Origin of the sequence: Burkholderia sp. SRS-25 (assembly GCF_004343765.1) — a bacterium.
Taxonomy (GTDB): Bacteria; Pseudomonadota; Gammaproteobacteria; order Burkholderiales; family Burkholderiaceae; genus Burkholderia; species Burkholderia contaminans.
This window is the reverse complement of record NZ_PTXM01000010.1, coordinates 159,471-180,586: the sequence shown is the minus strand read 5'-3', so window position 1 is coordinate 180,586 and position 21,116 is coordinate 159,471. Positions and strand designations below refer to the sequence as shown.

Here is a 21,116-nt window from a genome sequence, read left to right as displayed (position 1 = left end):
TGTCACGCCCAGCCACCTCGCATCGCGTCGAGATATTGCCGGACCGCGACCAGATCGCCGACGTTGCCGGCGAGCATCCGGTCGAGTGCGCGCTTGCCGCCGAACGGCGCAGCGTCGTTGGGCCGCTTGACCCACGCATCGGCCGCGGCCGGCTGCGGCAGCAGGATCTGCAGCGCCTTGTAGATGCCGAGCAACAGCGATAGCCGCTCGAGCGTGTCGCGCGGCAACCGCGCCGATTCCGGCGTGGCCTTCCACTTGAAGAACGTCGAACGGCCGGGCGATCCGAGCAGCACGATCTGCTCGTCGATCGTCAGTTCCCAGTCGCGTGCGATGTTGAAAAACGCGCGCAGGCCGGCCGCCGACATCTGCGCGACCGAGGCCTGCGGCGGGGCGGAGTGCGATTCATAGGCGGGCTGTGACATGATCGTTAGTCTCGAAACGAATTTACTAACAAGATTAGTCCATTTCCGTATTTTTGCAAGGGTCGAGACCCGCCGCCCGATTCGCTCATCCGACAAAACGATATTTTTTGTCCATTCTGGACTCTTATTTTATTTTCTGCGTTAATGGTCGTGCGGACACCGCGCGCAGACGCGGTTCGTGTCCGTGAAACCGTGTCGCACAGAACCCGGAAGCACCCCGCCAAGGAACGCACCATGAAGAGACTGATTGCCGCTGTTTCGATCGCCCTGCTCGCGGTATCCGCAGGCCCCGCCGCCGCGAAGGACTGGACCACGATCCGCTTCGGCACCGATGCCAGCTACGCGCCGTTCGAGTCGAAGGCGCCCGACGGCAAGCTCGTCGGCTTCGACATCGACCTCGGCAACGAGATCTGCGCGCGCCTGAAGGCGAAGTGCGTGTGGCTCGAGAACGATTTCGACGGGATGATTCCGGCGCTGAAGGCGAAGAAGTTCGACGCGGTGCTGTCGTCGATGTCGATCACGCCGCAACGCGCGCAGCAGATCGGCTTCACGACGAAGATCTACAACCAGCCGACGCGGCTCGTCGTGAAGAAGGGCTCGCCGCTGCTGCCGACTGCCGAATCGCTGAAGGGCAAATCGATCGGCGTCGAACAGGGCACGACGCAGGAAACGTATGCGAAGGCGTACTGGGGCAAGCAAGGCGCGAACGTCGTGTCGTACCAGAACCAGGACGGCGTGTACGCAGACCTGACCTCGGGCCGCCTCGACGCGGCACTGCAGGATGAAGTGCAGGCGGCCATCGGGTTCCTGAAATCGCCGCGCGGCGCGAACTACACGTTCGTCGGCCCCGAGCTCGTCGACGAAAAGGTGCTCGGCATCGGCGCCGGCATCGGGCTGCGCAAGGAGGACACCGACCTGAAGGCGAAGATCGACAGCGCCATCCTCGATATGGTCAAGGACGGCACCTACAAGCGGCTCGCGTCGAAGTACTTCGACTTCGACATCTACGGCGGCTGAAACGGCGTCGCGCGCGTACGGGCGCCACTCCCGTCGCGCGCGTCCGACCGCCCCTCCCCTCACCACCGGACGGCACCGGCGTCACGCCGTTTGCCGTCGCATCGAATGCTTCATCCGTCGCACACGTGGCACGACGCTTCGCATTTCATTCGGATTGCAGATTGATCGTTCACGGGGGCGATGCCTCGCGCGAACGGATATCGTGCGGCTTCGGTCAGTAGGCGAAGACCGGGCGTCGAGGTACCGGCGCCCGTGCGCACATGCCCTTGCGAATCGGGTTCGCATGCAGGAAAGTGCCGACCCGGCGCGGATGACCGGCAATCAGCCGGATCCGCCTCGCACCGGGTGCGGAGAGATGGCCTGTCGATGCATGCCGGCCGGCTGCGAGAACGACATTCGACCGGCGATGCTCCGAATCGTGGCGATCGCGGCCTGCTTGCCGCAGTGTGTAGCGATCGATCATTTTTTTCCCCGTATCAGTCAGATGCTTGTTCCGGCAACCGGACGAAACCGGTGCCCCGGCGATCAGGCGACGACACTCCGTGCTCGCCGGAACGCAGCTGTCGTGCCGCGCTCCGCCGCCGCATCCCCGCGGACTGTGTCCTGGCCGGTACTGACAGTGTCCCCTGTCGAACCGGACGGACCGTGCATCGTCGACTTTCGCACGCCCACTGTCGCAAGGAGCGGGCCAGCGTCGCGCGAGCCCGTCCGGACAAGGGGGTGATCGGGCAGCGTGGTGGCCGGAACGGGTGCCGAAGGCGGGAAGTTACGAAACTGAAACACGCGGCGCGCGGCATGCGCTCGCCGCGTCGCGGCCCTGCCGTGCCGGATAAGGCTGAACAATGCAGCGCGACATTTTTACCGACGGAGAGCCGGCCGTTCACGCCGATTTGCCGCGCAAATTTGCGTGGCTGCCGAAGCGAAATGTTTCATGCGCGTTACATGGCGCAGGCGGCACGGGAGTCGCAGGTTGTCCGCGCATCCATCGGCCGGCGGCATCGCTATACTGCGAAACCGGTGCGCGTCATGTTTGCGTCGGCGCCCTTCGCCGGCGCATGACGCACCGCTCGACACCGCTCCACACGCCGCCCCATCACCCGAACGACCGCCACCGATGATCCGCACCCTCTATACCGCCGAACGCGCCAGGCTGATTCGCTTCGGGGTGTCGGGCGTCGGTTCGACCGCGCTGCATGCGCTGATCGCGGCAGCGATGTTCGCGCTGTTCGACGCGACGCCGGTGAGCGCGAACGCGGTCGCGTTCGCGTGCTCGACCGCGTTCTCGTATCTCGCCAACACGCTGTGGAGTTTTTCGTCGCCGGTGACGTGGGGTAACTTCGCGCGCTTTCTCGCCGTCGCGATGGCCGGCCTCGGCACGACGATGCTGCTGGCGCACGGCACCGAGACGCTCGGCCTCGCCCGCGCGTGGAGCATCGTCGCGGTCGTGCTGTGCGTGCCGCCGGTCACGTTCGTGCTGCACCGGCTCTGGACCTATCGCTGAACCGGCTCACGCGTCACGCGTGCGCCGCTCAGCCGACCCGCTGATGTCCCGCGTCGCCGGACGGTGCGCCGTCGTGCCCGCCGTTGTTGTCGTGATCGTTCAACCCGTGCTCGATCATCATCCGGTAGAGCGTCACGCGTGAAATGCCGAGTTCGGCCGCAGCCTTGTTGATGCGGTGATCGTTGCGCAGCAGCGCATTCTCGATCGCGGTGCGCTCGGCGAGCGCACGCGCCTGTTCGAGGGTCACGGGTTCGGTTTCGCCCGGCGCCTCGAGCCCGAGATCGTGCGGCGTCAGCAACCGGCTCTCGGCCATCACGATCGCACGCCGCACGCGGTTGATCAGCTCGCGCACGTTGCCCGGCCATTCGTAGCGGCGCATCGCATCGAGCGCAGCAGACGTGAAGCCGCTGATCTTGCGGCCGCTGTCGGACTTGAATTTCTGCAGCACGTAGTGCGCGAGGATGTCGATATCCTTGCCGCGCGCGCGCAGCGGCGGCTCGTGGATGCGCAGCACGCACAGGCGGTGATAAAGGTCCGCGCGGAAGCGCCCGGCCTCGACCGCACCGTCGAGATCGACGTGGGTGGCCGAGATGATCCGTACGTCGACCGGGATCGATTCCTGGCCGCCGAGCCGCTCGATCTTCCCTTCCTGCAGGAAACGCAGCAGGCTCGCCTGGCTTTCGACCGGCATGTCGCCGATTTCGTCGAGAAACAGCGTGCCGCCGTTCGCCGATTCGATCCGGCCCGCGCGCCGCTGGTTCGCGCCGGTGAACGCGCCGCGCTCGTAGCCGAACAGTTCCGACTGCAGCAGATGATGCGGAATCGCGCCGCAATTGATCGCGACGAACGGCCCCTTGCCGCGGCCGGAACGCTCGTGAATCGCGAGCGCCGTCAGCTCCTTGCCGGTGCCCGACTCGCCCGAGATGAACACGCTCGCGTCGGTCTTCGCGACCTTGCGGATCGTGCTGAACAACTGCTGCATCGCCTCGCAGTTGCCGATCATCCCGTGTTCGCCGATCGACGCCGCATAGGCCGCGCCATCGACGCGATCGAGCGCGGCCATCCCGCGCGCATGGCCGAGCACGTGCGAAATCCATTCGTAGGGCAACGGGAGGGTCACGTAATCGAAGCAATAGCTGCGGATCAGTTCGCGCACCGCGGGACTGATCGTGATGCCGGCCTGCGCGATGGAGATCCAGCCGATCGACGGCTGGCTCAGGCACGCCTTCAGCGCGGGATAGTCGCGCGACGTGAACCCGCTGAAATCGACCAGACCCGCGGCGACGCTCACGCCGGAGGTCATGTTCTGCGCGGCGCCGGCCGTCTTCGCGACGGAGATTTCCCACCCGAGCCCGCGCAGTTGCGCGAGCAACGGCTCATCGGGCGAACGCATGATCACGAACAGCTTGCGTCCGTCCTCGGGCGCGGTGACGGACACATGCGACATCTCGGGCACCGCATGCCCGTTTGCGTCAGGTGACCTAGCAACCATCGTTGTTCCCCGCTTGGCGTTGGTATTGCGCCGGCTCGCCGTCACGCGCGACGGACCTCGATCGAACCGACATATTGGCCGCATTTCCGTCCGAATAAAATCCCCCCGTGCAGGAATCGCGCGTGCGGTGGACATTGTCATGAACGGTATATCGATGCGGCCGGCCCGCGGCTAGATGGGTGTTATCCCGGTGGCGTGCGCGGCGCGGGCCCTGACCGGACGGCCGCATCGCGCGCAAAGCCGCGCCGGTGCTGGCGCAGGGCGTTCGCGGGCGATGCGGCGCACGCCGGATCGCCCCACCCTCGCAGGCGCGCACAACCGGTCGCACGGCCGGCCGGACGCCCGCGCAGCCGGTTCGAATTGATTTCGGTCAATCGTCAGAGGAACGCGGTTGATGCACGAACGCAACATGCGCGGCCCGATGCCGCGCGTGCCGGCGCAGCGGCGGCGGCGGTCTCAGCGGCCCGATGCGAGCGGCGCCGGCGCGTTCGCGCGGCCACGGCCGGCCGGCGTGCCGCCGTGTTCGCCGTAGGTGGCGGCGAGCGCGTCGACCCGCGCGAGATGGTGATGATTGTCGTGATCCCACGGATGGAAGCCCGGCCGGAAGAAGCTCAGCCATTCGCCGGCGATGCGCGGGAACAGCCCGCGACGCGGCCCGTAAAGGAACGCGATCATCCGCAGCATGCCGCGCACGTGATGGCCGGCGCCACGATCGCGCCACAGCAGCGTCGCATGCATCAGGAACACGGTCGGCCAGAACGTCAGCGTCGTCAGCAGATACACGCCGATCCGGATCAGGTAACGGCGCAGCCCCGGCTCCATCGCGGCATTCCATACGTCGAACGACACGGCCTTGTGCTCCGTTTCCTCGAGCGCGTGCCAGATCCACATCTGGCGATAGCCCTCGACCGAACCTTCGAGACGCGTCGGGTCGCGCAACAGCCAGTCGGCGAGCATCGCCGTGTAGTGCTCCGCCGCGACCGTATGCGCAAGTTGCACCGAATGCGGCAGCTTGCGCTTCATGTAGCCGAGCACCGTCCAGACGCGCTTGTCGAGCTTGCGCGCGGGCAGGCGGTTCGCCTGCATCAGCTCGTTGTATTCGATGTGCTCGCGCGTGTGCATCGCCTCCTGGCCGATGAAGCCGAGCACCTGCTGCTTCAGCACGGGATCGTCGATCCGGTCGCGGTAGTTGCGCACGGAATCCATGAAGAAACGCTCGCCGGCCGGAAACAGCAGCGACAGCGCGTTGAAGAAATGGGTCACGTGCGACCCGAGGCCATGCCAGTCCTTCGCGCGTTCGACCGGCAGGTCGAAGCGCAGGTCGCGGCGCACCGGCATGATCCCGGCTGCGGTGGCGGAAGCGGCTGACTTCATGTTCATCGTTCTCCTGGTTCCGGAGCGGCCCGGCGCGTCGTCCGACACAGCCGGCGCAGGCCCGGGCGGCGCGTCACGCACCGCCAAAATCTTGACATCGACAGCTGTAAAGATAGGCTGCCCGCGGCGGCGCACGCAAGCCGCGCGGTAGATGCGCGCTTCCAAACAGGGCACGGTCGGAAAGGCGGAAAAAACGGCACTCGAACAGCGTCCGGGCTCGGCGGGATTCGAACGCGCGCGGTGGATCGCGAGCGACATGCGCCGCTTCGTGCCGTGTGATGTCGATGGTCCGAAAGCCCCGCGTGGCGGGCGTTTCGCGGAATCGGACGAAGCCGCGCGGCAAGCGGCCGAGCGCCCCGGTAGCACCGATTCATACACGCGTCGCACTCGCACGGTGCAACCGCGGTCGCGGGGCGTGCGAAAAATTCAAACGCGCGTTCCATTTGCGTTTCCGACGATCGCGGCCACGGCAGCGCGCCGCCCGCGACACGCGTGCGACCGGCCGACAGCCACGTGCGGCGGCCCGCTGCGCGCTCGCCTACAATAGCGGTTTTACCCATCCTTTTTCAGGAGAAGTCATGTCTGTCATCACGACCGAATCGGGCCTCAAATACGAAGACCTGACCGAAGGCACCGGCGACGTAGCGCAAGCCGGCCAGACCGTCAGCGTCCACTACACGGGCTGGCTCACCGACGGTCAGAAATTCGACTCGAGCAAGGATCGCAACGACCCGTTCGCGTTCGTGCTCGGTGGCGGCATGGTCATCAAGGGCTGGGACGAAGGCGTGCAGGGCATGAAAGTCGGCGGCGTGCGTCGCCTGACGATCCCGCCGCAACTCGCCTACGGCCCGCGCGGCGCAGGCGGCGTGATTCCGCCGAATGCCACGCTCGTGTTCGAAGTCGAACTGCTCGACATCTGACACCGCACGCGAGCCGCCGTCTGACTCCTGCCCCATGGCACACCTTCCGTCCCCCACCATCGCACTGCAACGCTACGACACGCTCGAAGCGTCGGACGTGCACGACTTTCACCAGATCGTGCTCGGCATCGACGGTGCGATGGTGATGGCGGTGGACGGCGTCAGCCAGCGGCTCGACCGGCACGGCGCGTGGCTGGTTCCGGCCGGCGCGCGCCACGATTACGCGGGCCTGGGCGAGAACCGCCAGCTCGTGCTCAATCTTCCCCTCGCCTCGCTCGCGGTGCCGCAGCGGCTGTTCGACAGCGCGCGCGCCGTGGCGATCGATCCGGCACTGACGTCGCTGGTCGCGCAGATCGCGGCCGCCGCCGCGCAACTCGAAGCCCCCGCCGACGACGCACGGCACGCGGCCGCGCACCGTTTCCAGTGGCAGGCCGCCGCGAGGCTGTGCGGCGCGCTGCTCGACGAACGCGCCATCGCCGCGCCCGCCTCGGGCCTCGATTTCGCGCGCATCGACCGCTGGCTGCGCGCACGGCTCGACGAGCCGCTGCGCATCGCCGATCTCGCCGCGCACTGCGGCTACGGGATGCGCCGCTTTCATCAACTGTTCGTCGACGCGTTCGGTGAAACGCCGCATCGCTACCTGCAGCGGCTCAGGCTCGACGCGGCCGTGATCCTGCTCGCGGACGGCCGGTATCCGCTCGTCGATATCGCCGGGATGGTCGGCTTCGCGGATCAAAGCACGTTCACCCATGCGTTCACGAAGCGCTTCGGCGTGGCGCCGGGACGCTGGCGCGGCGAGCGGCATTGAACGCAGCCGCCGGCCCGCGCCGAGCGCGCACATCTGCACGTAGCGGCACGATTCTTCGGTAAATCGCGTTCGCGACGGCCCGGCCGCAGCCTGTTCCGTTCCTGCTTCGCGCGCCCTGCTTCGCATCCGGCGTTTCGACGCTTCACGTCCCGCTGAAACATCGCGTGCCGGCCGCGTCCTACGATTGACGCATGGATACGACCGCCCCCACGCCCGCCTTCCCGTCCGCGCTCGCCCGCGTCGTCGCGACCGTCAGCACCGGTTTCGTCGTGACGCAACTCGACGTGACGATCGTCAACATCGCGCTCGCGCATCTTGCCGGCGACCTGCACTTGCCGGTCGCCGGCCTGCAGTGGGTCGTCGATGCGTACACGCTCGCGTTCGCCGTACTGATGCTGTCGGGCGGCGCGCTCGGCGACCGCTTCGGCGCGCGGCGCCTGTACATCACCGGCCTCGTGCTGTTCGCGCTGGCGTCGCTCGCGTGCGGCGCCGCCAGCGCGCCCGCGATGCTGATCGCGGCGCGCGCGCTGCAGGGCGTCGGCGCCGCGGCGATGCTGCCCAATTCGCTCGCACTGCTCAACGACGCGTGCCGGCACGACCCGCACCTGCGGGCGCGCGCCGTGGGCAGGTGGACGGCGGCCGGCTCGATTTCGATCGCGGCAGGCCCGGTGGTCGGCGGCGTGCTGATCGCGGCGTGGGGCTGGCGCGGCATCTTCCTCGTGAACCTGCCGCTGTGTGCGGCCGGGCTGGCGGCTGCCTTAGCATGGATCCCCGCGCGCCGTGCGGCGGCGGCGCCGGCTGCACCCTCCGGTTCCATCCGCGCACTCGACCTGCGCGGCCAGTTCATCGCGATCGCAATGCTGGCCGCACTGACCGGCGCCGTGATCGAATGGCGGCCGCTCGGCTTCACGCATCCGGTCGTCGCCGGCGGCTTCGCGCTGGCCGCCGTCGCCGCGCTCGCATTCGTTGCGGTGGAAGCGCGCACGGCCACGCCGATGTTGCCGTTATCGCTGTTCCGCCATCGCACCTTCAGCGCGGCCGTACTGTTCGGGATCTGCGTGAACCTCACGTACTACGGCACCGTGTTCGTGCTCGCGCTGTATCTGCAGCGCGCACGCGGCGAATCGGCGCTGCAGGCGGGCCTTGCGTTCCTGCCGCTGACCGGCGGCTTCCTGCTGTCGAACCTCGCCAGCGGGCGCGTCGTAGCGCGTCACGGCCCGCGTGCGCCGATGCTGGCGGGTGCGCTCGTCGCCGCACTCGGCTACGGGTCGCTGCATTTCATAGACGCGTCGACACCGCTGGCCGCCCTGCTCGTGCCATTCCTGCTGATTCCGACCGGCATGGGCTTCGCGGTGCCGGCGATGACGACCGCCGTGCTCGCATCGGTCGCGCCCGAACGGGCCGGCATCGCGTCGGCCGTGCTGAATACCGCGCGGCAGGCCGGCGGCGCGATGGGCGTGGCTGCGTTCGGCGCGCTCGCCGGCGGTAGCGGCGCGGGGCCGGTCGTGGACGGATTGCGGATCGAAACGGCCGTGTCGGTCGCGCTGCTCATCACCGCCGCGCTGCTCGCGACGCGGGTGCGGCCCGATGCGCATCGCGGCGCGCCGTCCGCGCGTCAGGCCGTGGCGGCGGCCGATTGAACCACGCGTGCGGTCACGCGTCGCCGATCTTCCTCACGACCGTCTCCGCCGCCTTCAAGGGCCGGCCGTCGTCATGCCGCAGCGCGAGCTTGCGGACCGCGCGCCCCGTGCTGCGATCGACCAGCACCGAATGCGGCTCGCCGCGCGCGAACAGGTTCGCCTCGCCCCACTGCCTCAGCATCACGATCACCGGAAACAGCCCTTCGCCCTTTTTGGTCAGCGCGTACTCCTGATACGCGGTGCCGTCGGATGCCGGCACGACGTCGAACACGCCGGCGTCCACCAGCATCTTCAGCCGGTCGGACAGGATGTTGCTCGCGACACCGAGGCTCGCGCGGAAATCGCCGAACCGGCGCACGCCGTCGAATGCATCGCGCACGATCAGCAACGCCCAGCGATCGCCGACGATATCGGTCGCCCGCGCCACCGGGCACGGCGAATCCGCACGACTTTTCTGCCTGGCCATGTTCCTCTCCGCAATCTTGCCGGCCACCTTCGCAGCAGCGCCGGCCATCCGTGCGCGGACATCTCGCCCGTCGCACAACAAGTTGCATTTTAAAACTACTTTTCCTACACTCCACACCAGTTTCAATTTGCAACTACATTGCACGAGGGAACCATGGAGTCTTCCTGTCATTCCGGCACCGTCGCATCGAACGTGCCGACACGTGCCGCGCATCCGGCCGACGGCGGCCGCCTGTCCGCGGCGCGCGTCGCGTTGCTGGCCGTCTGCTGCGCGGCCAGTGTCGCGAACGTCTACTACGCGCAACCGCTGCTCGATTCGATCGCGCGGGATTTCGGCGTGTCGCAGGCGGCCGTCGGCGGCGTCATCACGGCGACGCAGCTCGGCTGTGCGCTCGCGCTGCTGTTCGTCGTGCCGCTCGGCGACCTGCTGAACCGCAAGCGCCTGATCACCGTGCAGCTTCTGCTTCTGACGGCGGCCTGCATTGGTGTCGCCGCTTCGTCGACGCGCGTCGCGCTGCTGGCCGGGATGGTCGCGGTCGGGCTGCTCGGTACCGCAATGACGCAAGGGCTGATCGCATGCTCGGCCGCGCTCGCGGGCGCCGGCGAACGCGGGCGCGTGGTGGGCGCCGCACAGGGCGGCGTCGTGGTCGGGTTGCTGGCCGCGCGCTCGCTGGCGGGCGTCGTCACCGACATCGCGGGCTGGCGGGCCGTCTATCTGGTGTCGGGTGCGCTCGCGATCGCGATGCTCGTCGTGCTGTCGCGGTTGCTGCCGGACGAGAACGGCCCGCGCGAGCGCATCGGCTACGCGGCGCTGCTGCGATCGATGGTGTCGCTGCTGCGCGATGAACGCGTGCTGCGCGTGCGTGGCGCGATCGCGCTGCTGATGTTCGCGGCCTTCAGCATCTTCTGGAGCGCGCTGGTGCTGCCGCTGAGCGCACCGCCGCACGCGATGTCGCATACGCAGATCGGCGCATTCGGCCTCGTCGGCGCACTGGGTGCGGCGGCGGCCGCCCGCGCGGGCCGGCTCGCGGATCGCGGGCGCGGCGAAGCGACGACCGGCGTCGCGCTCGCGCTGCTCGCGTGTTCGTGGCTGCCGCTCGCGTTCGGCGATACGTCGATTGCATGGCTGATCGTCGGCATCGTGCTGCTCGATGTCGGCGGGCAGGCCGTCCACGTCGTCAACCAGAGCATGATTCTCGGCGCGCGGCCCGATGCGCATGCACGCCTCGTCGGCTGCTACATGCTGTTCTATTCGGCCGGCAGCGGGCTCGGCGCGATTGCGTCGACGATGATGTATGCGCGCGCCGGATGGACCGGCGTCTGCGTGCTCGGCGCGGTCGTGAGCGTGGCCGCGCTCGGCGCCTGGGCCGCGACGCTCAGGCGCGCGTAACGCGTGCCGGTGCCGCGTATCGGAGGGAGAGGAAAGCCGGCCCGCCCTCTACGGGCGGCCGGCCCGCGAACCGGCCCCGCGTGCGCCGGTTCGGCTTTCGGTTCGGCACGCTGGTAGCGCGCCGCAGCGCACTCAACCTGCCGCCTGGATCGCCTCTTCGTACACGCCGGCAACACGCCGCGCGATCACCGCGTTGTCGAAATGATCCCGTGCATAGCGCTTGCACGCGGCTTCGTCGGGCAGCGTGATCGCACCCGACAGCGCGGCACCGAGCCCTTCCGCGATCGCGTCCGCGCCCGTGGACGGCAGCACCAGATCGTCGGACAACCCGGCCACCGCCTCCGGCAGCCCGCCGACCGGCGTGACCAGCACGGGCGTGCCGGACGCGAGCGATTCGACGGTGATCAGCCCGAAGCCTTCGAGCGCGACCGTCGGCACGACGCTGACCGTCGCTGCGCGGTACAGCGCCGCGAGATGGTTGTCGGGCACGAAGCCGAGCAGCTTCACGTTGTCCTGCAACCCCGCCGCATCGATGCGCTGCTGCAGTTCCTCGCCGATCTTGCCCTTGCCGGCGATCAGCAGCAGCACGTCCGGGTGACGGTGCTTGAGGAGTCCGATCGCATCGATCAGGTCCTCCAGCCCCATGCGTCGCACGAGCCGGCGCACGGCCAGCACGATCGGCCGGTCCTGCGGCAGCTGCAGCTTGTGCCGCGCCTCGGCCGGCGTGAGCGGCGTATCGAACTGCGCGGTATCGACACAGCCCGGAATCACGCGCACGCGTGACGGATCGATCCCGTAGCGGTTAGTCAGGATCTGACCGAACGCCTGCGACAGCACGATCAACCGCGACGAACGCGTATAGACGGCCTGTTCGAGATAGCGCTTCGCGCGCTGGCCGAGCGACGCGGCGCCCTCGACCTGGCTTTCGTCGGCCCACGGCCCCTGGAAATGCGACACCTGCGGAATCCCGCGCGTGACGTCGAGACCCGGGAACGTGTATAGCGCGAAGTGCGACGAAATCACGTCCGGCCGCTCGCTGCGGATCTCCTCGCGCAACGCGCGGCGCGCGGCGAGCATCCGGCGTGCAAGCGACTCCGATGCGGGGCCGAAGCCCTGGATCGCACCGTCGGTGTCGTCGGCGACTTTCGGCGAGCCGGCGACGAGCCCGCGCACCTCGACGCCCGCGCCCGGCAGCGCGCCGACGAGCGAGTAGTACATCCGGTCGAGGCCGCCCGCACGTTCGGGGAACCAGTGCATGCCGATTTGCAACGATTTGATCGGCCGGGAAGATTGGGACATCACGTTTGCTCCTGCGTGACTGCATGCTCGGCCCGCTCGAATGCGGACGGCTGCGTGGGTTGGCCGATGCGCCGGTAGAGCGCGACATACTGGGCGCCCATGTGCGCCCAGCCGAAACGGGTCATCAGTTCGCGGGCGGCGTCACCCATCGCGCGACAGGTGTCGCGCGACGCCGCGAGCGAGCCGATCGCCTGCGCGAGTGCCGCCGGATCGTCCGGATCCTCCAGCACGATCCCGCATTCGCGCGTGATGATTTCCGCACCGCCCGCCGTGCGCGCGGTGACGACCGGCAGCCCGGCCGCCATCGCCTCGAGCAGCGACAGGCTCATCGCTTCGTAGCGCGACGGGAACACGTACGCGTCGACCGAGCGCATCAGCGTCGGCATGTTTTTGACCAGGCCGAGGAAATGCACGCGCGAATCGATGCCGAGCGCACGCGCCTCCTCCGGATACGGGCTGCCGGGCAAGTAGCCGGCCACCGCCAGGTGCACGTGCGCCGGCAGCTTCGTCAGCGCCTTCAGCACGGTGCCGAGGTTCTTGCGCGGCGTGCGCAGGTCGCCGACGAACAGCAGCAGGAATGCATCGTCCGGCAGCTTGAACGCCGCGCGGTCGGCCTGCGCACCCGCGAACGCGCTGGCGTCGACACCGTTGTAGATCACGCTGATCTTGCGGCTGTCGATGCCGAGCCCGGCGATCTCGTCGGCCACCTTCTGCGACACGGCCGTGATCGCGCGCGAACGCCGGTACGCCCAACGCTCGAGCGTGGTGTTCACGCGCGTATAGACGTACTGGTAGGCCGACCACAGCCCCTTCGTCGGCCCGAACGGATAGTACGGACTCTTGAACCAGCCGCCGTGCACGAAGTGCGCGGTATTCACGTCGGCCTTGATCCACGAAATGAAGCCGTTCACGTGCAGCACGTCGTATTCGCTGCGGTGCGCGCGCAGCCAGGCCGCGCTCTTCAGCGCGAACACCTGCTGCTTGACGAGATTCGACGGCCAGAAGCCGCCGACCTTCACGGGCACCCAGCGCACGCGCGGGTCGGCCAGCAGCTCGGGCGCGACATGCGACGCGACCAGCGTGACCTCGTAGTTCTCGGCCAGCGCCGCGCGCGCGATTTCGTAATTGACGCGGCCCTGCCCGTCGTTATGTCGCACGACGTGCGTGACGATCGCGATTCTCAATGGTCGCCTCCCCGTAAACGCGCGGCGGCCAGCAGGCGTTGTGCCTTTTGCCAGTGCGCCGCGGAAAGAATCGAAAAAATGGCTGTGAACATCAGCAGGCCGCCCGTGCCGATCAGCGAGTTCGTGAACACGAGCATCGCGAAGGTCGACAGGCACAGGCTCAGGCACGCACCGACGAACTTGTCCTTGCGCAGCTTGAACGCCGCGCGCAGCGTGCGGCCGAACAGCATCACGACGCCCGAGAGGTACAGCAGCGTGCCGGGCCAGCCGAGCACGAACGGCACGTTCATCACGCCGCTGTCGAAGCTGCCGTACTTGCCGAGCTCGCCGCTGTCGCTCGACAGCTTCGTGGATGCACCCGTCGCGCCCATCCCTTCGCCGGCCACGTCGGTGAACGCGGTCTGCGCGAAGGTGGCGTAGAACTTGTTGCGGTCGTCGTAGCTGCGGTCGTCCTTCAGGTTCGTGATCGACTGCAGACGCGCGCCGAGACGGTCGGCCACCGGCCCGACGGTCAGCAGCGGCACGCACAGGCCGACCAGCACGACGCCGCTGATCAGGATCCGCATCCGCACGCGGTTGTTCGACTGCGCGAGCTGGATCGCGAGCGCGATCACCCAGCCGCCCCACGTCGAGCGCACGAGACACAGCGCGAACGACACGAAACCGGCTGCCCCGGCGAACCAGCGGATCTTCTGCGGCGCGGCGAACACGAACACCAGCGCGCCCATGATCGCGAACGCGAACGGCCCGGACGAATTCATCGTGCTGAACACGCGCACGCCGTACGGCACCGGCTCGCCCTGCGAGCCCATGTCGGAACCGATCATCCACAGCACGTCCCACTGCGGCATCACGAAGTACTGCACGACGCCGTACAGGCCCATCACGAGCATGCCCCACATGAACGTGGACAGCAGCACATCGCGGTACTCGGGATAGTCGCGAGCATTGACCATGATGTGAAAGCCGATCAGCACCGGGTACACCCAGTTCGCAAGGTCGTAGGTCGCTGCCATCACGCCGCTCGACACGATCCCGACGAGGTAGGCATACGTGAGCCCGAACAGCATCAGCAGGATCGGAATCCCGCGCCGCTGCGCGAGCACGCGGTAATGCCGGATCAGCCCGAGGCCGGCGATCATCGTCACCGCGAGCGGCGCGACCTGGATCAGGCTCGTCGGCGTGAACGCGCCCTTCGACCAGTCGGCGAGACGCCGCACTTCCGGGCTCAGGAACCACACCCACCACATGAAGCCGACGTAGCGCGCCGGACTCTTGAAATACAGCCAGATGCCGACCGCGATGGCCAGCACCGGAAACGCGAGCGTCAGCACCTTGCCCTGGTGAATGGCGATCAACGCGGCCGTGAACGTCCACAGCCCGGCCTGCCCGACCCAGTGCTTCGACTCGGGAAGCCAGTTGCGTTTGCGCGACGGTGCGCGTTCGGCGGCAATCGTACTCATCGATCCGCTCTCACCGCGACGACGGGCGCGAATCCGCGAGCGGCATCGCCAGGCCCGCGGCAGCCGGCGTGCGGCGCCGACGCAGCATGTCGCGCGTGATCCGCACGTGCTGCTCGGCGAACGCCTGTGTGGTCAGGTCGCGATCGCGCAGGCATGCGGCGGCGGTCTGCGCGCACGCAAGCGCCCCGACCGGATCGGCCGCGAAGCGATCGGCGGCCTGGCGCATCGCCTGCGCGTCGAACGCCGGCACATAGGCGGCCGTATCGTGCGGGAAGTAGTCGCTGAGCCCGCCGACGTCCGACACGATCATCGGCTTGCCGACGGCGGCCGCCTCGAGCATCACCGTGATGCCCGACGCATGGAAGTTCGGCCGCAGCGGCACGACGATCACGTCGGCCCACGCGTACAGCTCGTGCTGTTTCGCGAGCCCCGATGCCGAGCCGATCTTCACGTTCGGCGCATGCCACTCGCGCGGCACGCGGCGGCGCGTCGCGAGCCGCACGTCGTAGCGCTCGTCGCCGCCGAACGCGGCGAGGAACGTGCGCCAGTCGCGGTCGCGGTCGTTGCCGATCGCCGCGATCCGCAGCGGCCGGTTCGGTTGCCATTGCAGCGGCTCGGTGATCGGGAAGTCCTGCGTGTTCAGCCCGTAGTAGACGAACTCGGCGTCGCGGCCGAGATAGCGGCGGCACAGGTCGGCGTTGTCGCGGGCCAGCGTGGTCAGCGCGTCGGCGCGCGCGATCAGCTTGCGGTACAGCCAGCGGCGCGGGCCGCCGAAGCTGTTCCACTTGTCGAACAGCCATACGCTCTGCGCGAGCAGCAGCGGGCGCTTGCCCTGCTCGCCGGCCAGCTTCAGGATCAGCGAAGCGGCGAGATGCTCCTGTTCCGTGTGCGTCCAGATCACGTCGGCGTTCAGCAGCGCGGCGCGGTTGCGCCACGCATGCACGACGTCGAAGCCGAGCGCCGCCTTCAGCGCGCGGCGCGCGAGGCTCGCGACACGGCTCTCGCCGCCGTCCTGCGAATAGGTCAGCCGGAATTCGTCGGATTCGGCATGGTGATAGCCGTACAGGCAGCCGATGTTCTCGCCTTTCCGGTAGGTACGCGGATCGGCGCCGTAAAACAGGTGAACGTGGACGTTGGTTGCAGCTTTCGTTGCAGTCATGCGAGCCCTCCGTGGGTGGCCGCGCGCGAGGCGCACAAGCCGTTCAAGACGTCACCGGCGGCATCGCCGCACGATGGGGGGCAAGGTTCGCGCGGCGGGCATCACGCGCACCGCGGCGCACCGCGCGCCAGTGCTCGCGGATCCGCTCGCGCTGCGCCGTATGCAGCGACAGCAGCACGTGCGCGAGGCCCGGATAGACGCGCGTGCCGACCAGCGTCCACCACCACCACGCGATCTCGCGCCGGAGGGGCGGCAGATGCTCGCGCAGGATCAGGTGCATGTTGTACGCGCCGTTGCTGATCGCATTCAGCGACGCGGCATCGCGCCGGTCGTCGTCGAAGCGCTCGGCCGGGAAATGATCGACCGCGATCGCCGGGTCGTAGACGAGCTTCCAGCCGTCGCGCTGCACACGCATGCTGAAACCCATGTCGTTGTGCACCTGCGCGCCGGCGCCGCGCAGCCGCGTGTCGAAGCGCAGCCGCTCGATCGCGGCGCGGCGGTAGCTCATGTTCGCGCCTTTCAGCATGTCGACTTCGCGCAGGCCGCCGACGCCGAGATGATGGTTGCCGACGATCTTGCCGGACAGCGTGAGCTGGCCGACGCGTTCGCGCGATTCGTCGAGCACGCGGCCCTTCTCGTGCACCCAGTCGCGCCCGCCGACCGCGCCCACGCGCGGATCGGCTTCGAACACCGACTCGACGCGCGCGAGCCAGTCGGGATGCGGCGCCGCGTCGTCGTCGGTGATCGCGACGATGTCGCCGTTCGCCGAGTCGAGCCCCTTGTTCAGCGCGGCGACCTGGCCCGGCACGTCGACCGACACGATGCGCAGCGGCAGCGCGCCGCCGACCGCCGGATCGGCGAGCCGTTCGTGCGTGGCGTCATCCTCCGGGCGCGCGACGACGATCACCTCGTCGGGCAGCCGATGCTGCCGCTGCAGCGCCAGCAGGCAGCGCGCGAGGTCGGCGGGACGCCGAAAAGTCGGAACGAGCACGGAAATTTTCATCGTTGATTCTCCTGTCGGCCGGGCGGGCAACACGCGCTGCCCGTCCGGTTACGTGCGATGCGGATCAGGCGCTCAGGTATTCATGCACGGCCGCATAGCCGCGGCCGTAGCCGCGCGCCTTCGGCGGCACGCCGTTGAAGATCCCGCCTTCCAGGTCGACGCCGGCGGTGCGCAGGCGCTTGATCGCGTCGGCGATCTCGCCTTCGGTATGCATGCCCGAGCGCAGCACGAGGAACGTCGAGCCGGCCATGCGGCCGATGATGGTCGCGTCGGTCACCGCCAGCACCGGCGGCGAATCGATCAGCACGACGTCGTAGCGCTTGCCGAGCCCTTCGAGGTATTGCGGCAGGCGCGTCGACATCAGCAGCTCCGACGGGTTCGGCGGGCGCGTGCCGGCCGAGATGAACGACAGGCCCTGCACCGGCGTCTCGCGCACGGCATCCTCGAGCGCCGACTGGTCGCTCAGCAGCTCGGACAGGCCCGGCTGCGACGTGAGGCCGAAGTAGCGGTCGAGCAGGCCGCGACGCATGTCGGCGTCGATCAGCAGCACACGCTTGCCAGAATGCGCGAGCAGCACCGCGAGGTTGACCGTCAGGAAGCTCTTGCCGATGCCCGGCGTCGGGCCCGTCAGCACGATCACGCGGTTCTTCGCATCCATCATCGCGAACTGCATCGCGGTGCGCAGGCTGCGCAGGCTCTCGACGCTGAGATCCTTCGGACGCAGGCTCGCGAGGATCGGACGGGTACGGCTGCCGCTCTTCTCGGCCTGCGCATCGAGCTTCACCTGCTCGGCGCTTTGCGGCACCAGCCCGTACAGCGGCAGGTTGAACGCGCGCTCGATGCGGTCGGGATCCTCGATGCCCTGGAACATGTTGCGGCGCAGGAACACGACGCCCGTGCCGAGAATCAGCCCGAGGAACACGGCGGCCGACAGGATCAGCACCTTCTTCGGCTTGACCGGATCGCCCGGACGCAGCGCCGAATCGACGAGGTGGATGTTGCCGCCCGTGCCGGCCTTCTGCACCGACAGCTCCTGCACGCGGTTCAGCAGCAGCACATAGATGTCCTCGGCAACCTTCGCGTCGCGCTGCAGCTGGACGGCCTTCACTTCGGTGGCCGGCAGGCTGCGGAAGCGGTTGCTGAACTTGTCCTTCTCGCCCTGCAGCTCCGCGAGCTGCTGCTTCGCGGCGATCACCATCGGATGCGAATCGGTGAAACGCTGCGCGAGCGACGCGAGCTGCAGGCGCTGCGCGGCGATCTGCTGCTCGTACTGCACGCTGCCCTCGAGGTAGACCTTCGCCTCGTCGCTCGCGTTGATCGAGCCCGACGTGCGCTGGTACTGCGTCAGCGCGGCTTCCGCGCGTTCGAGGTCGGCCTTCAGGCGCGGCTCCTCGCCCTTCAGGAAGTCGAGCATCTTGGTCGCTTCGGCCTGCTTCGCGACCACGTGCTGGTTCAGGTACGACTGCGCGAGCGCGTTCGCGATCGCGGCGGTCTGGTCCGGGTCCTTGCCTTCGAGCGAGATCTGCACGACGCCCGTCTGCTTGCCCTGCTCGGTCACCTGGATGCCGGTCTGGAAGCCGCTGATCGCATCGAGATCGTTGTAGCGGACCACCGTGAACTGCGTACCGGGGCGCGCGACGAGCTTCGACACGAGCAGCGTCACGCCGCCGCCCTGCGCCGCTTCGCCGACCTGGCCCGACAGCAGCCGCATGCCGTTCTGGTCGACGACCGAATAGGTGCCGTTCGGGCCGGCCGTCAGCGTCAGCTTCTTGCCCTCGAGCGCGGGCACGACGCTGATCGAATCGACGTCGGCCACTTCACCGCCCCATGCGTACGACTTCAGGCCGAGCCACGGCTTCGCCGGTACACCGGGCGTCGCGATGCGCGCGGCGACACCGCCGATCACCGGCAGCGTCTTCGGCACGACCGAGAAATTCAGCTTGAATTGCTCGACCACCGGCGCGACCACGCCGCGGCTCTTGATGATCTCGATTTCCGCGTCGGTCGGCGCCTGCTGCGGGCCGCTGTTGATCATCGCGCCCGTCTGCGTCTGCGTGAGCGCCTGCGACGTGTTGTCGTTGCCCTCGACCCGCACGTGCACGTCGGCCTGGTAGACCGGCTTCGCGATGTAGCAGTAGAGGCCGGCGAGCGCGACGACCGTGACCGCGATACCGAGCAGCAGCCAGATGTCGTCCATGATCACCTGGAGCAGCTGGCCGAGGACGACGTCCTCTTCCTCGGTTTTCGCGGACAGATCCGCGTAGGAGTGTTTCGCTTGCGTGTTCACCATTCGTTCCCGCTTGAGTGGTGCCGGGGGGCGGGCGCCGCCCCGGCGGGCTATCAGCGCGTGATTTGCCGCATGTAGAAGATCGTCTGGATCGTCGGCAGGACCTGCTGCAGCACACGGTTGAACTGCACCGAGCTGGCCGTGCTGACGTAGACGACGTCGAGCGGTTGAAGCGGGAAGCGGCTCGACAGCATCAGCGCGTCCGGCTGCGTCATGTCGAGGCGGAACACTTCAGGCTTCGTCGGGTTGTCGCGCATTCCGCGCATCACGTAGATCTTGCGCGGGTTCGCATCGGTGTCGAGGATGCCGCCACCCGCGGTCAGCGCGTCGGCGATGCTCAGGCGGCCCTTGAGCATCGGCACCGTGACCGGCGTCTTGACCTCGCCCATGATGAACACACGGCTGTCGCTGCGGTCCGGCACGTTGATGATGTCGCCCGGCTGCAGCATCACGTTCTGCTTCACCTCGCCGCGATCGAGCACGCCGTTCGCGTCGAGCGTGTAGAGCTTGCCGTCGCGCGTCAGGCGCACGCGCTGCAGGTCGGCCTCGTTGGTCGAGCCGCCCGAGCGCGAGATCGCGTCGACGAGCGTCAGCGGCACGTCGCTCACCGCGAGCGGGCCCGGCTGCTTCACCTCGCCCGTCACCTGCACCTTCTGGCTGCGGAACGACAGCACGCGCACGTCGAGCTGCGGATTCTTCACGTAGCGCGACAGCGTGGTGGCCATCTGCTCGCGGATCTGCGCGACCGTCTTGCCGGCCACCTTGATGCGGCCGACGAACGGGAAGAAGATCGTGCCGTCGGCGGCGACCGTCTGGCCGTACGGATCGGCCTGGCCCGGCAGCGCGGTCGTATACGGCTGCTGCAGCGCACCCGCGACCGTCTGCGTCGTGTTGCCGCCGCTCGAGAACGACTGGCCCTGCGGCGTCGTCAGCTCGGGGTGGTCCCACACGGTGACGCCGAGGATGTCCTGCGGGCCGACGCGGTACACGTACTCCGACGGATCGGTGTAACGTCCGGGCGGCAGCGGATGGTCGACCTGCGCCTTCTGCAGCTGGTCCATCACCACTTTGGCGTCGATGTAATGAACCGGATAGGTTTCGGCCGCTTGCTGCCGGCCTTCGTCCTTCAGGTTCGACGAGTCGAGGTAGTTGCCGGGCGCGGTTGCACAGGCTGACAGGAAAGTCGTCAGCGCGACGGCAAGCGCCACCGGGCGCATCGGGCGTTTCAGCATAGTTTCTGTAGCCATCCTTGAACCAGACGTTCGATCAGTGAGTAGCTCTCGCGGTAATCGGCCTCGGGGCCGCCGTGCGGATCGGCAATCTCTGCCCCTTCCCACTTGCCGAGCAGGTGGACCTTGCCGCGCGCGAACGGATCGACCTTTTCGACGGCCGCAATCTGTCCGCGCTCGCTGACGAGAATCAGGTCGGCGTCGCGCACGATCCGGCGCGACAGCCGCCGCGAGCGGTGGGTCGTCGCATCGACGCCCCGCTCGGCGAGCAACTGACGCATCACCGGATCGATGCCGTCGCCGTCGTTCGCATGCACGCCCGCCGAGTGGAACGTCGGGCGCGGGCCGCCGCGCGACGCGGCGTGCGACTTGAACAGCATTTCCGCCGCCGGGCTACGGCAGACGTTCGCGTGGCAGACGATCAGGATGTTCCGGAACATGGCGTCTCGTAACGAGTGACGGG

The 21,116-nt window shown here is 68.1% G+C and carries 19 protein-coding genes; 6 read left to right on the top strand and 13 right to left on the bottom strand.

Annotation, left to right across the window (positions count from 1 at the left end):
• Positions 1–2: 2 nt before the first annotated feature.
• Complete coding sequence (locus C5O79_RS15840) at positions 3–422, bottom strand: MbcA/ParS/Xre antitoxin family protein (protein ID WP_011355846.1); 420 nt, start codon at positions 420–422, stop codon at positions 3–5.
• Positions 423–656: 234 nt separating this feature from the next.
• On the opposite strand from C5O79_RS15840, the gene C5O79_RS15835 reads away from it, so the two are divergent.
• On the top strand, positions 657–1,439 hold the full coding sequence (locus tag C5O79_RS15835) for an ABC transporter substrate-binding protein (protein ID WP_039360511.1): 783 nt from the start codon (positions 657–659) through the stop codon (positions 1,437–1,439).
• 214 nt (positions 1,440–1,653) lie between these two features.
• Here C5O79_RS15835 and C5O79_RS15830 read toward each other — a convergent pair whose 3' ends face one another.
• Entirely contained in the window at positions 1,654–1,902 is a 249-nt protein-coding gene (locus C5O79_RS15830; RefSeq protein WP_046549978.1) for a hypothetical protein, read from the bottom strand.
• Positions 1,903–2,553: 651 nt separating this feature from the next.
• Here C5O79_RS15830 and C5O79_RS15820 point away from each other — a divergent pair.
• A complete protein-coding gene (locus C5O79_RS15820; RefSeq protein ID WP_122475229.1) occupies positions 2,554–2,940 on the top strand; it encodes a GtrA family protein in 387 nt (128 codons plus the stop codon).
• A 28-nt stretch (positions 2,941–2,968) separates the two neighbouring features.
• Here C5O79_RS15820 and C5O79_RS15815 read toward each other — a convergent pair whose 3' ends face one another.
• Positions 2,969–4,432, bottom strand: a complete 1,464-nt coding sequence (locus tag C5O79_RS15815; protein WP_047850320.1) for a sigma-54 dependent transcriptional regulator — start codon at positions 4,430–4,432, stop codon at positions 2,969–2,971.
• A gap of 456 nt (positions 4,433–4,888) precedes the next feature.
• A complete protein-coding gene (locus C5O79_RS15810; RefSeq protein WP_046550020.1) occupies positions 4,889–5,806 on the bottom strand; it encodes a metal-dependent hydrolase in 918 nt (305 codons plus the stop codon).
• Positions 5,807–6,384: 578 nt separating this feature from the next.
• Between C5O79_RS15810 and C5O79_RS15805 the strand changes: the two genes are divergently transcribed.
• The 3 genes from C5O79_RS15805 to C5O79_RS15795 all read left to right on the top strand — a co-directional run bounded on the left by C5O79_RS15805 (position 6,385) and on the right by C5O79_RS15795 (position 9,174).
• Positions 6,385–6,726 (top strand): FKBP-type peptidyl-prolyl cis-trans isomerase, encoded by a 342-nt coding sequence (locus tag C5O79_RS15805; RefSeq protein ID WP_046549981.1) that lies wholly within the window; start codon positions 6,385–6,387, stop codon positions 6,724–6,726.
• 34 nt (positions 6,727–6,760) lie between these two features.
• Entirely contained in the window at positions 6,761–7,534 is a 774-nt protein-coding gene (locus C5O79_RS15800; protein WP_122475227.1) for an AraC family transcriptional regulator, read from the top strand.
• A 191-nt stretch (positions 7,535–7,725) separates the two neighbouring features.
• Positions 7,726–9,174 carry an MFS transporter gene (locus C5O79_RS15795; RefSeq protein WP_122475225.1) on the top strand — a complete coding sequence of 483 codons (1,449 nt, stop codon included), beginning with the start codon at positions 7,726–7,728 and terminating at the stop codon, positions 9,172–9,174.
• Positions 9,175–9,187: 13 nt separating this feature from the next.
• Here the strand turns inward: C5O79_RS15795 and C5O79_RS15790 are convergent, their stop codons facing one another.
• Positions 9,188–9,640 (bottom strand): helix-turn-helix domain-containing protein, encoded by a 453-nt coding sequence (locus C5O79_RS15790; protein WP_174242133.1) that lies wholly within the window; start codon positions 9,638–9,640, stop codon positions 9,188–9,190.
• Positions 9,641–9,793: 153 nt separating this feature from the next.
• Between C5O79_RS15790 and C5O79_RS15785 the strand changes: the two genes are divergently transcribed.
• The gene (locus C5O79_RS15785) at positions 9,794–11,029 is read left to right on the top strand and encodes an MFS transporter (protein WP_122475218.1); all 1,236 of its coding nucleotides are present in this window, start codon (positions 9,794–9,796) and stop codon (positions 11,027–11,029) included.
• Between the two features lie 132 nt (positions 11,030–11,161).
• Here C5O79_RS15785 and C5O79_RS15780 read toward each other — a convergent pair whose 3' ends face one another.
• The 8 genes from C5O79_RS15780 to C5O79_RS15745 form a co-directional block, all read right to left on the bottom strand.
• Complete coding sequence (locus tag C5O79_RS15780; RefSeq protein ID WP_046549987.1) at positions 11,162–12,328, bottom strand: glycosyltransferase family 4 protein; 1,167 nt, start codon at positions 12,326–12,328, stop codon at positions 11,162–11,164.
• Positions 12,328–13,512, bottom strand: coding sequence for a glycosyltransferase family 4 protein (locus C5O79_RS15775; protein WP_046549988.1), 1,185 nt, complete (start codon positions 13,510–13,512; stop codon positions 12,328–12,330). The genes C5O79_RS15780 and C5O79_RS15775 overlap by 1 nt, the downstream gene beginning before the upstream one ends.
• Positions 13,509–14,975, bottom strand: a complete 1,467-nt coding sequence (locus tag C5O79_RS15770; protein ID WP_046549989.1) for a glucose-6-phosphate isomerase — start codon at positions 14,973–14,975, stop codon at positions 13,509–13,511. The genes C5O79_RS15775 and C5O79_RS15770 overlap by 4 nt, the downstream gene beginning before the upstream one ends.
• Positions 14,976–14,985: 10 nt before the next feature.
• Positions 14,986–16,134 carry a glycosyltransferase family 4 protein gene (locus C5O79_RS15765; RefSeq protein ID WP_122475215.1) on the bottom strand — a complete coding sequence of 383 codons (1,149 nt, stop codon included), beginning with the start codon at positions 16,132–16,134 and terminating at the stop codon, positions 14,986–14,988.
• Positions 16,135–16,177: 43 nt separating this feature from the next.
• Positions 16,178–17,137: a glycosyltransferase family 2 protein gene (locus tag C5O79_RS15760; RefSeq protein ID WP_122475213.1), complete on the bottom strand. Its 960-nt coding sequence runs from the start codon at positions 17,135–17,137 to the stop codon at positions 16,178–16,180.
• A 64-nt stretch (positions 17,138–17,201) separates the two neighbouring features.
• Positions 17,202–19,427: a polysaccharide biosynthesis tyrosine autokinase gene (locus tag C5O79_RS15755; protein WP_046549992.1), complete on the bottom strand. Its 2,226-nt coding sequence runs from the start codon at positions 19,425–19,427 to the stop codon at positions 17,202–17,204.
• Between the two features lie 50 nt (positions 19,428–19,477).
• Positions 19,478–20,656: a polysaccharide biosynthesis/export family protein gene (locus tag C5O79_RS15750; protein WP_039345284.1), complete on the bottom strand. Its 1,179-nt coding sequence runs from the start codon at positions 20,654–20,656 to the stop codon at positions 19,478–19,480.
• Positions 20,650–21,093 (bottom strand): low molecular weight protein-tyrosine-phosphatase, encoded by a 444-nt coding sequence (locus C5O79_RS15745; RefSeq protein WP_027791027.1) that lies wholly within the window; start codon positions 21,091–21,093, stop codon positions 20,650–20,652. Before C5O79_RS15745 ends, C5O79_RS15750 begins: the two co-directional genes overlap by 7 nt.
• Positions 21,094–21,116 lie beyond the last annotated feature (23 nt).

What these genes read in the sequence shown, in the direction of transcription:
- C5O79_RS15840 (WP_011355846.1), bottom strand. Translation starts at nt 422, where the DNA reads ATGTCACAGCCCGCCTATGAATCGCACTCCGCCCCGCCGCAGGCCTCG.
- C5O79_RS15835 (WP_039360511.1), top strand. Translation starts at nt 657, where the DNA reads ATGAAGAGACTGATTGCCGCTGTTTCGATCGCCCTGCTCGCGGTATCC.
- C5O79_RS15830 (WP_046549978.1), bottom strand. Translation starts at nt 1,902, where the DNA reads ATGATCGATCGCTACACACTGCGGCAAGCAGGCCGCGATCGCCACGAT.
- C5O79_RS15820 (WP_122475229.1), top strand. Translation starts at nt 2,554, where the DNA reads ATGATCCGCACCCTCTATACCGCCGAACGCGCCAGGCTGATTCGCTTC.
- C5O79_RS15815 (WP_047850320.1), bottom strand. Translation starts at nt 4,432, where the DNA reads ATGGTTGCTAGGTCACCTGACGCAAACGGGCATGCGGTGCCCGAGATG.
- C5O79_RS15810 (WP_046550020.1), bottom strand. Translation starts at nt 5,806, where the DNA reads ATGAAGTCAGCCGCTTCCGCCACCGCAGCCGGGATCATGCCGGTGCGC.
- C5O79_RS15805 (WP_046549981.1), top strand. Translation starts at nt 6,385, where the DNA reads ATGTCTGTCATCACGACCGAATCGGGCCTCAAATACGAAGACCTGACC.
- C5O79_RS15800 (WP_122475227.1), top strand. Translation starts at nt 6,761, where the DNA reads ATGGCACACCTTCCGTCCCCCACCATCGCACTGCAACGCTACGACACG.
- C5O79_RS15795 (WP_122475225.1), top strand. Translation starts at nt 7,726, where the DNA reads ATGGATACGACCGCCCCCACGCCCGCCTTCCCGTCCGCGCTCGCCCGC.
- C5O79_RS15790 (WP_174242133.1), bottom strand. Translation starts at nt 9,640, where the DNA reads ATGGCCAGGCAGAAAAGTCGTGCGGATTCGCCGTGCCCGGTGGCGCGG.
- C5O79_RS15785 (WP_122475218.1), top strand. Translation starts at nt 9,794, where the DNA reads ATGGAGTCTTCCTGTCATTCCGGCACCGTCGCATCGAACGTGCCGACA.
- C5O79_RS15780 (WP_046549987.1), bottom strand. Translation starts at nt 12,328, where the DNA reads ATGTCCCAATCTTCCCGGCCGATCAAATCGTTGCAAATCGGCATGCAC.
- C5O79_RS15770 (WP_046549989.1), bottom strand. Translation starts at nt 14,975, where the DNA reads ATGAGTACGATTGCCGCCGAACGCGCACCGTCGCGCAAACGCAACTGG.
- C5O79_RS15765 (WP_122475215.1), bottom strand. Translation starts at nt 16,134, where the DNA reads ATGACTGCAACGAAAGCTGCAACCAACGTCCACGTTCACCTGTTTTAC.
- C5O79_RS15760 (WP_122475213.1), bottom strand. Translation starts at nt 17,137, where the DNA reads ATGAAAATTTCCGTGCTCGTTCCGACTTTTCGGCGTCCCGCCGACCTC.
- C5O79_RS15755 (WP_046549992.1), bottom strand. Translation starts at nt 19,427, where the DNA reads ATGGTGAACACGCAAGCGAAACACTCCTACGCGGATCTGTCCGCGAAA.
- C5O79_RS15750 (WP_039345284.1), bottom strand. Translation starts at nt 20,656, where the DNA reads ATGCTGAAACGCCCGATGCGCCCGGTGGCGCTTGCCGTCGCGCTGACG.
- C5O79_RS15745 (WP_027791027.1), bottom strand. Translation starts at nt 21,093, where the DNA reads ATGTTCCGGAACATCCTGATCGTCTGCCACGCGAACGTCTGCCGTAGC.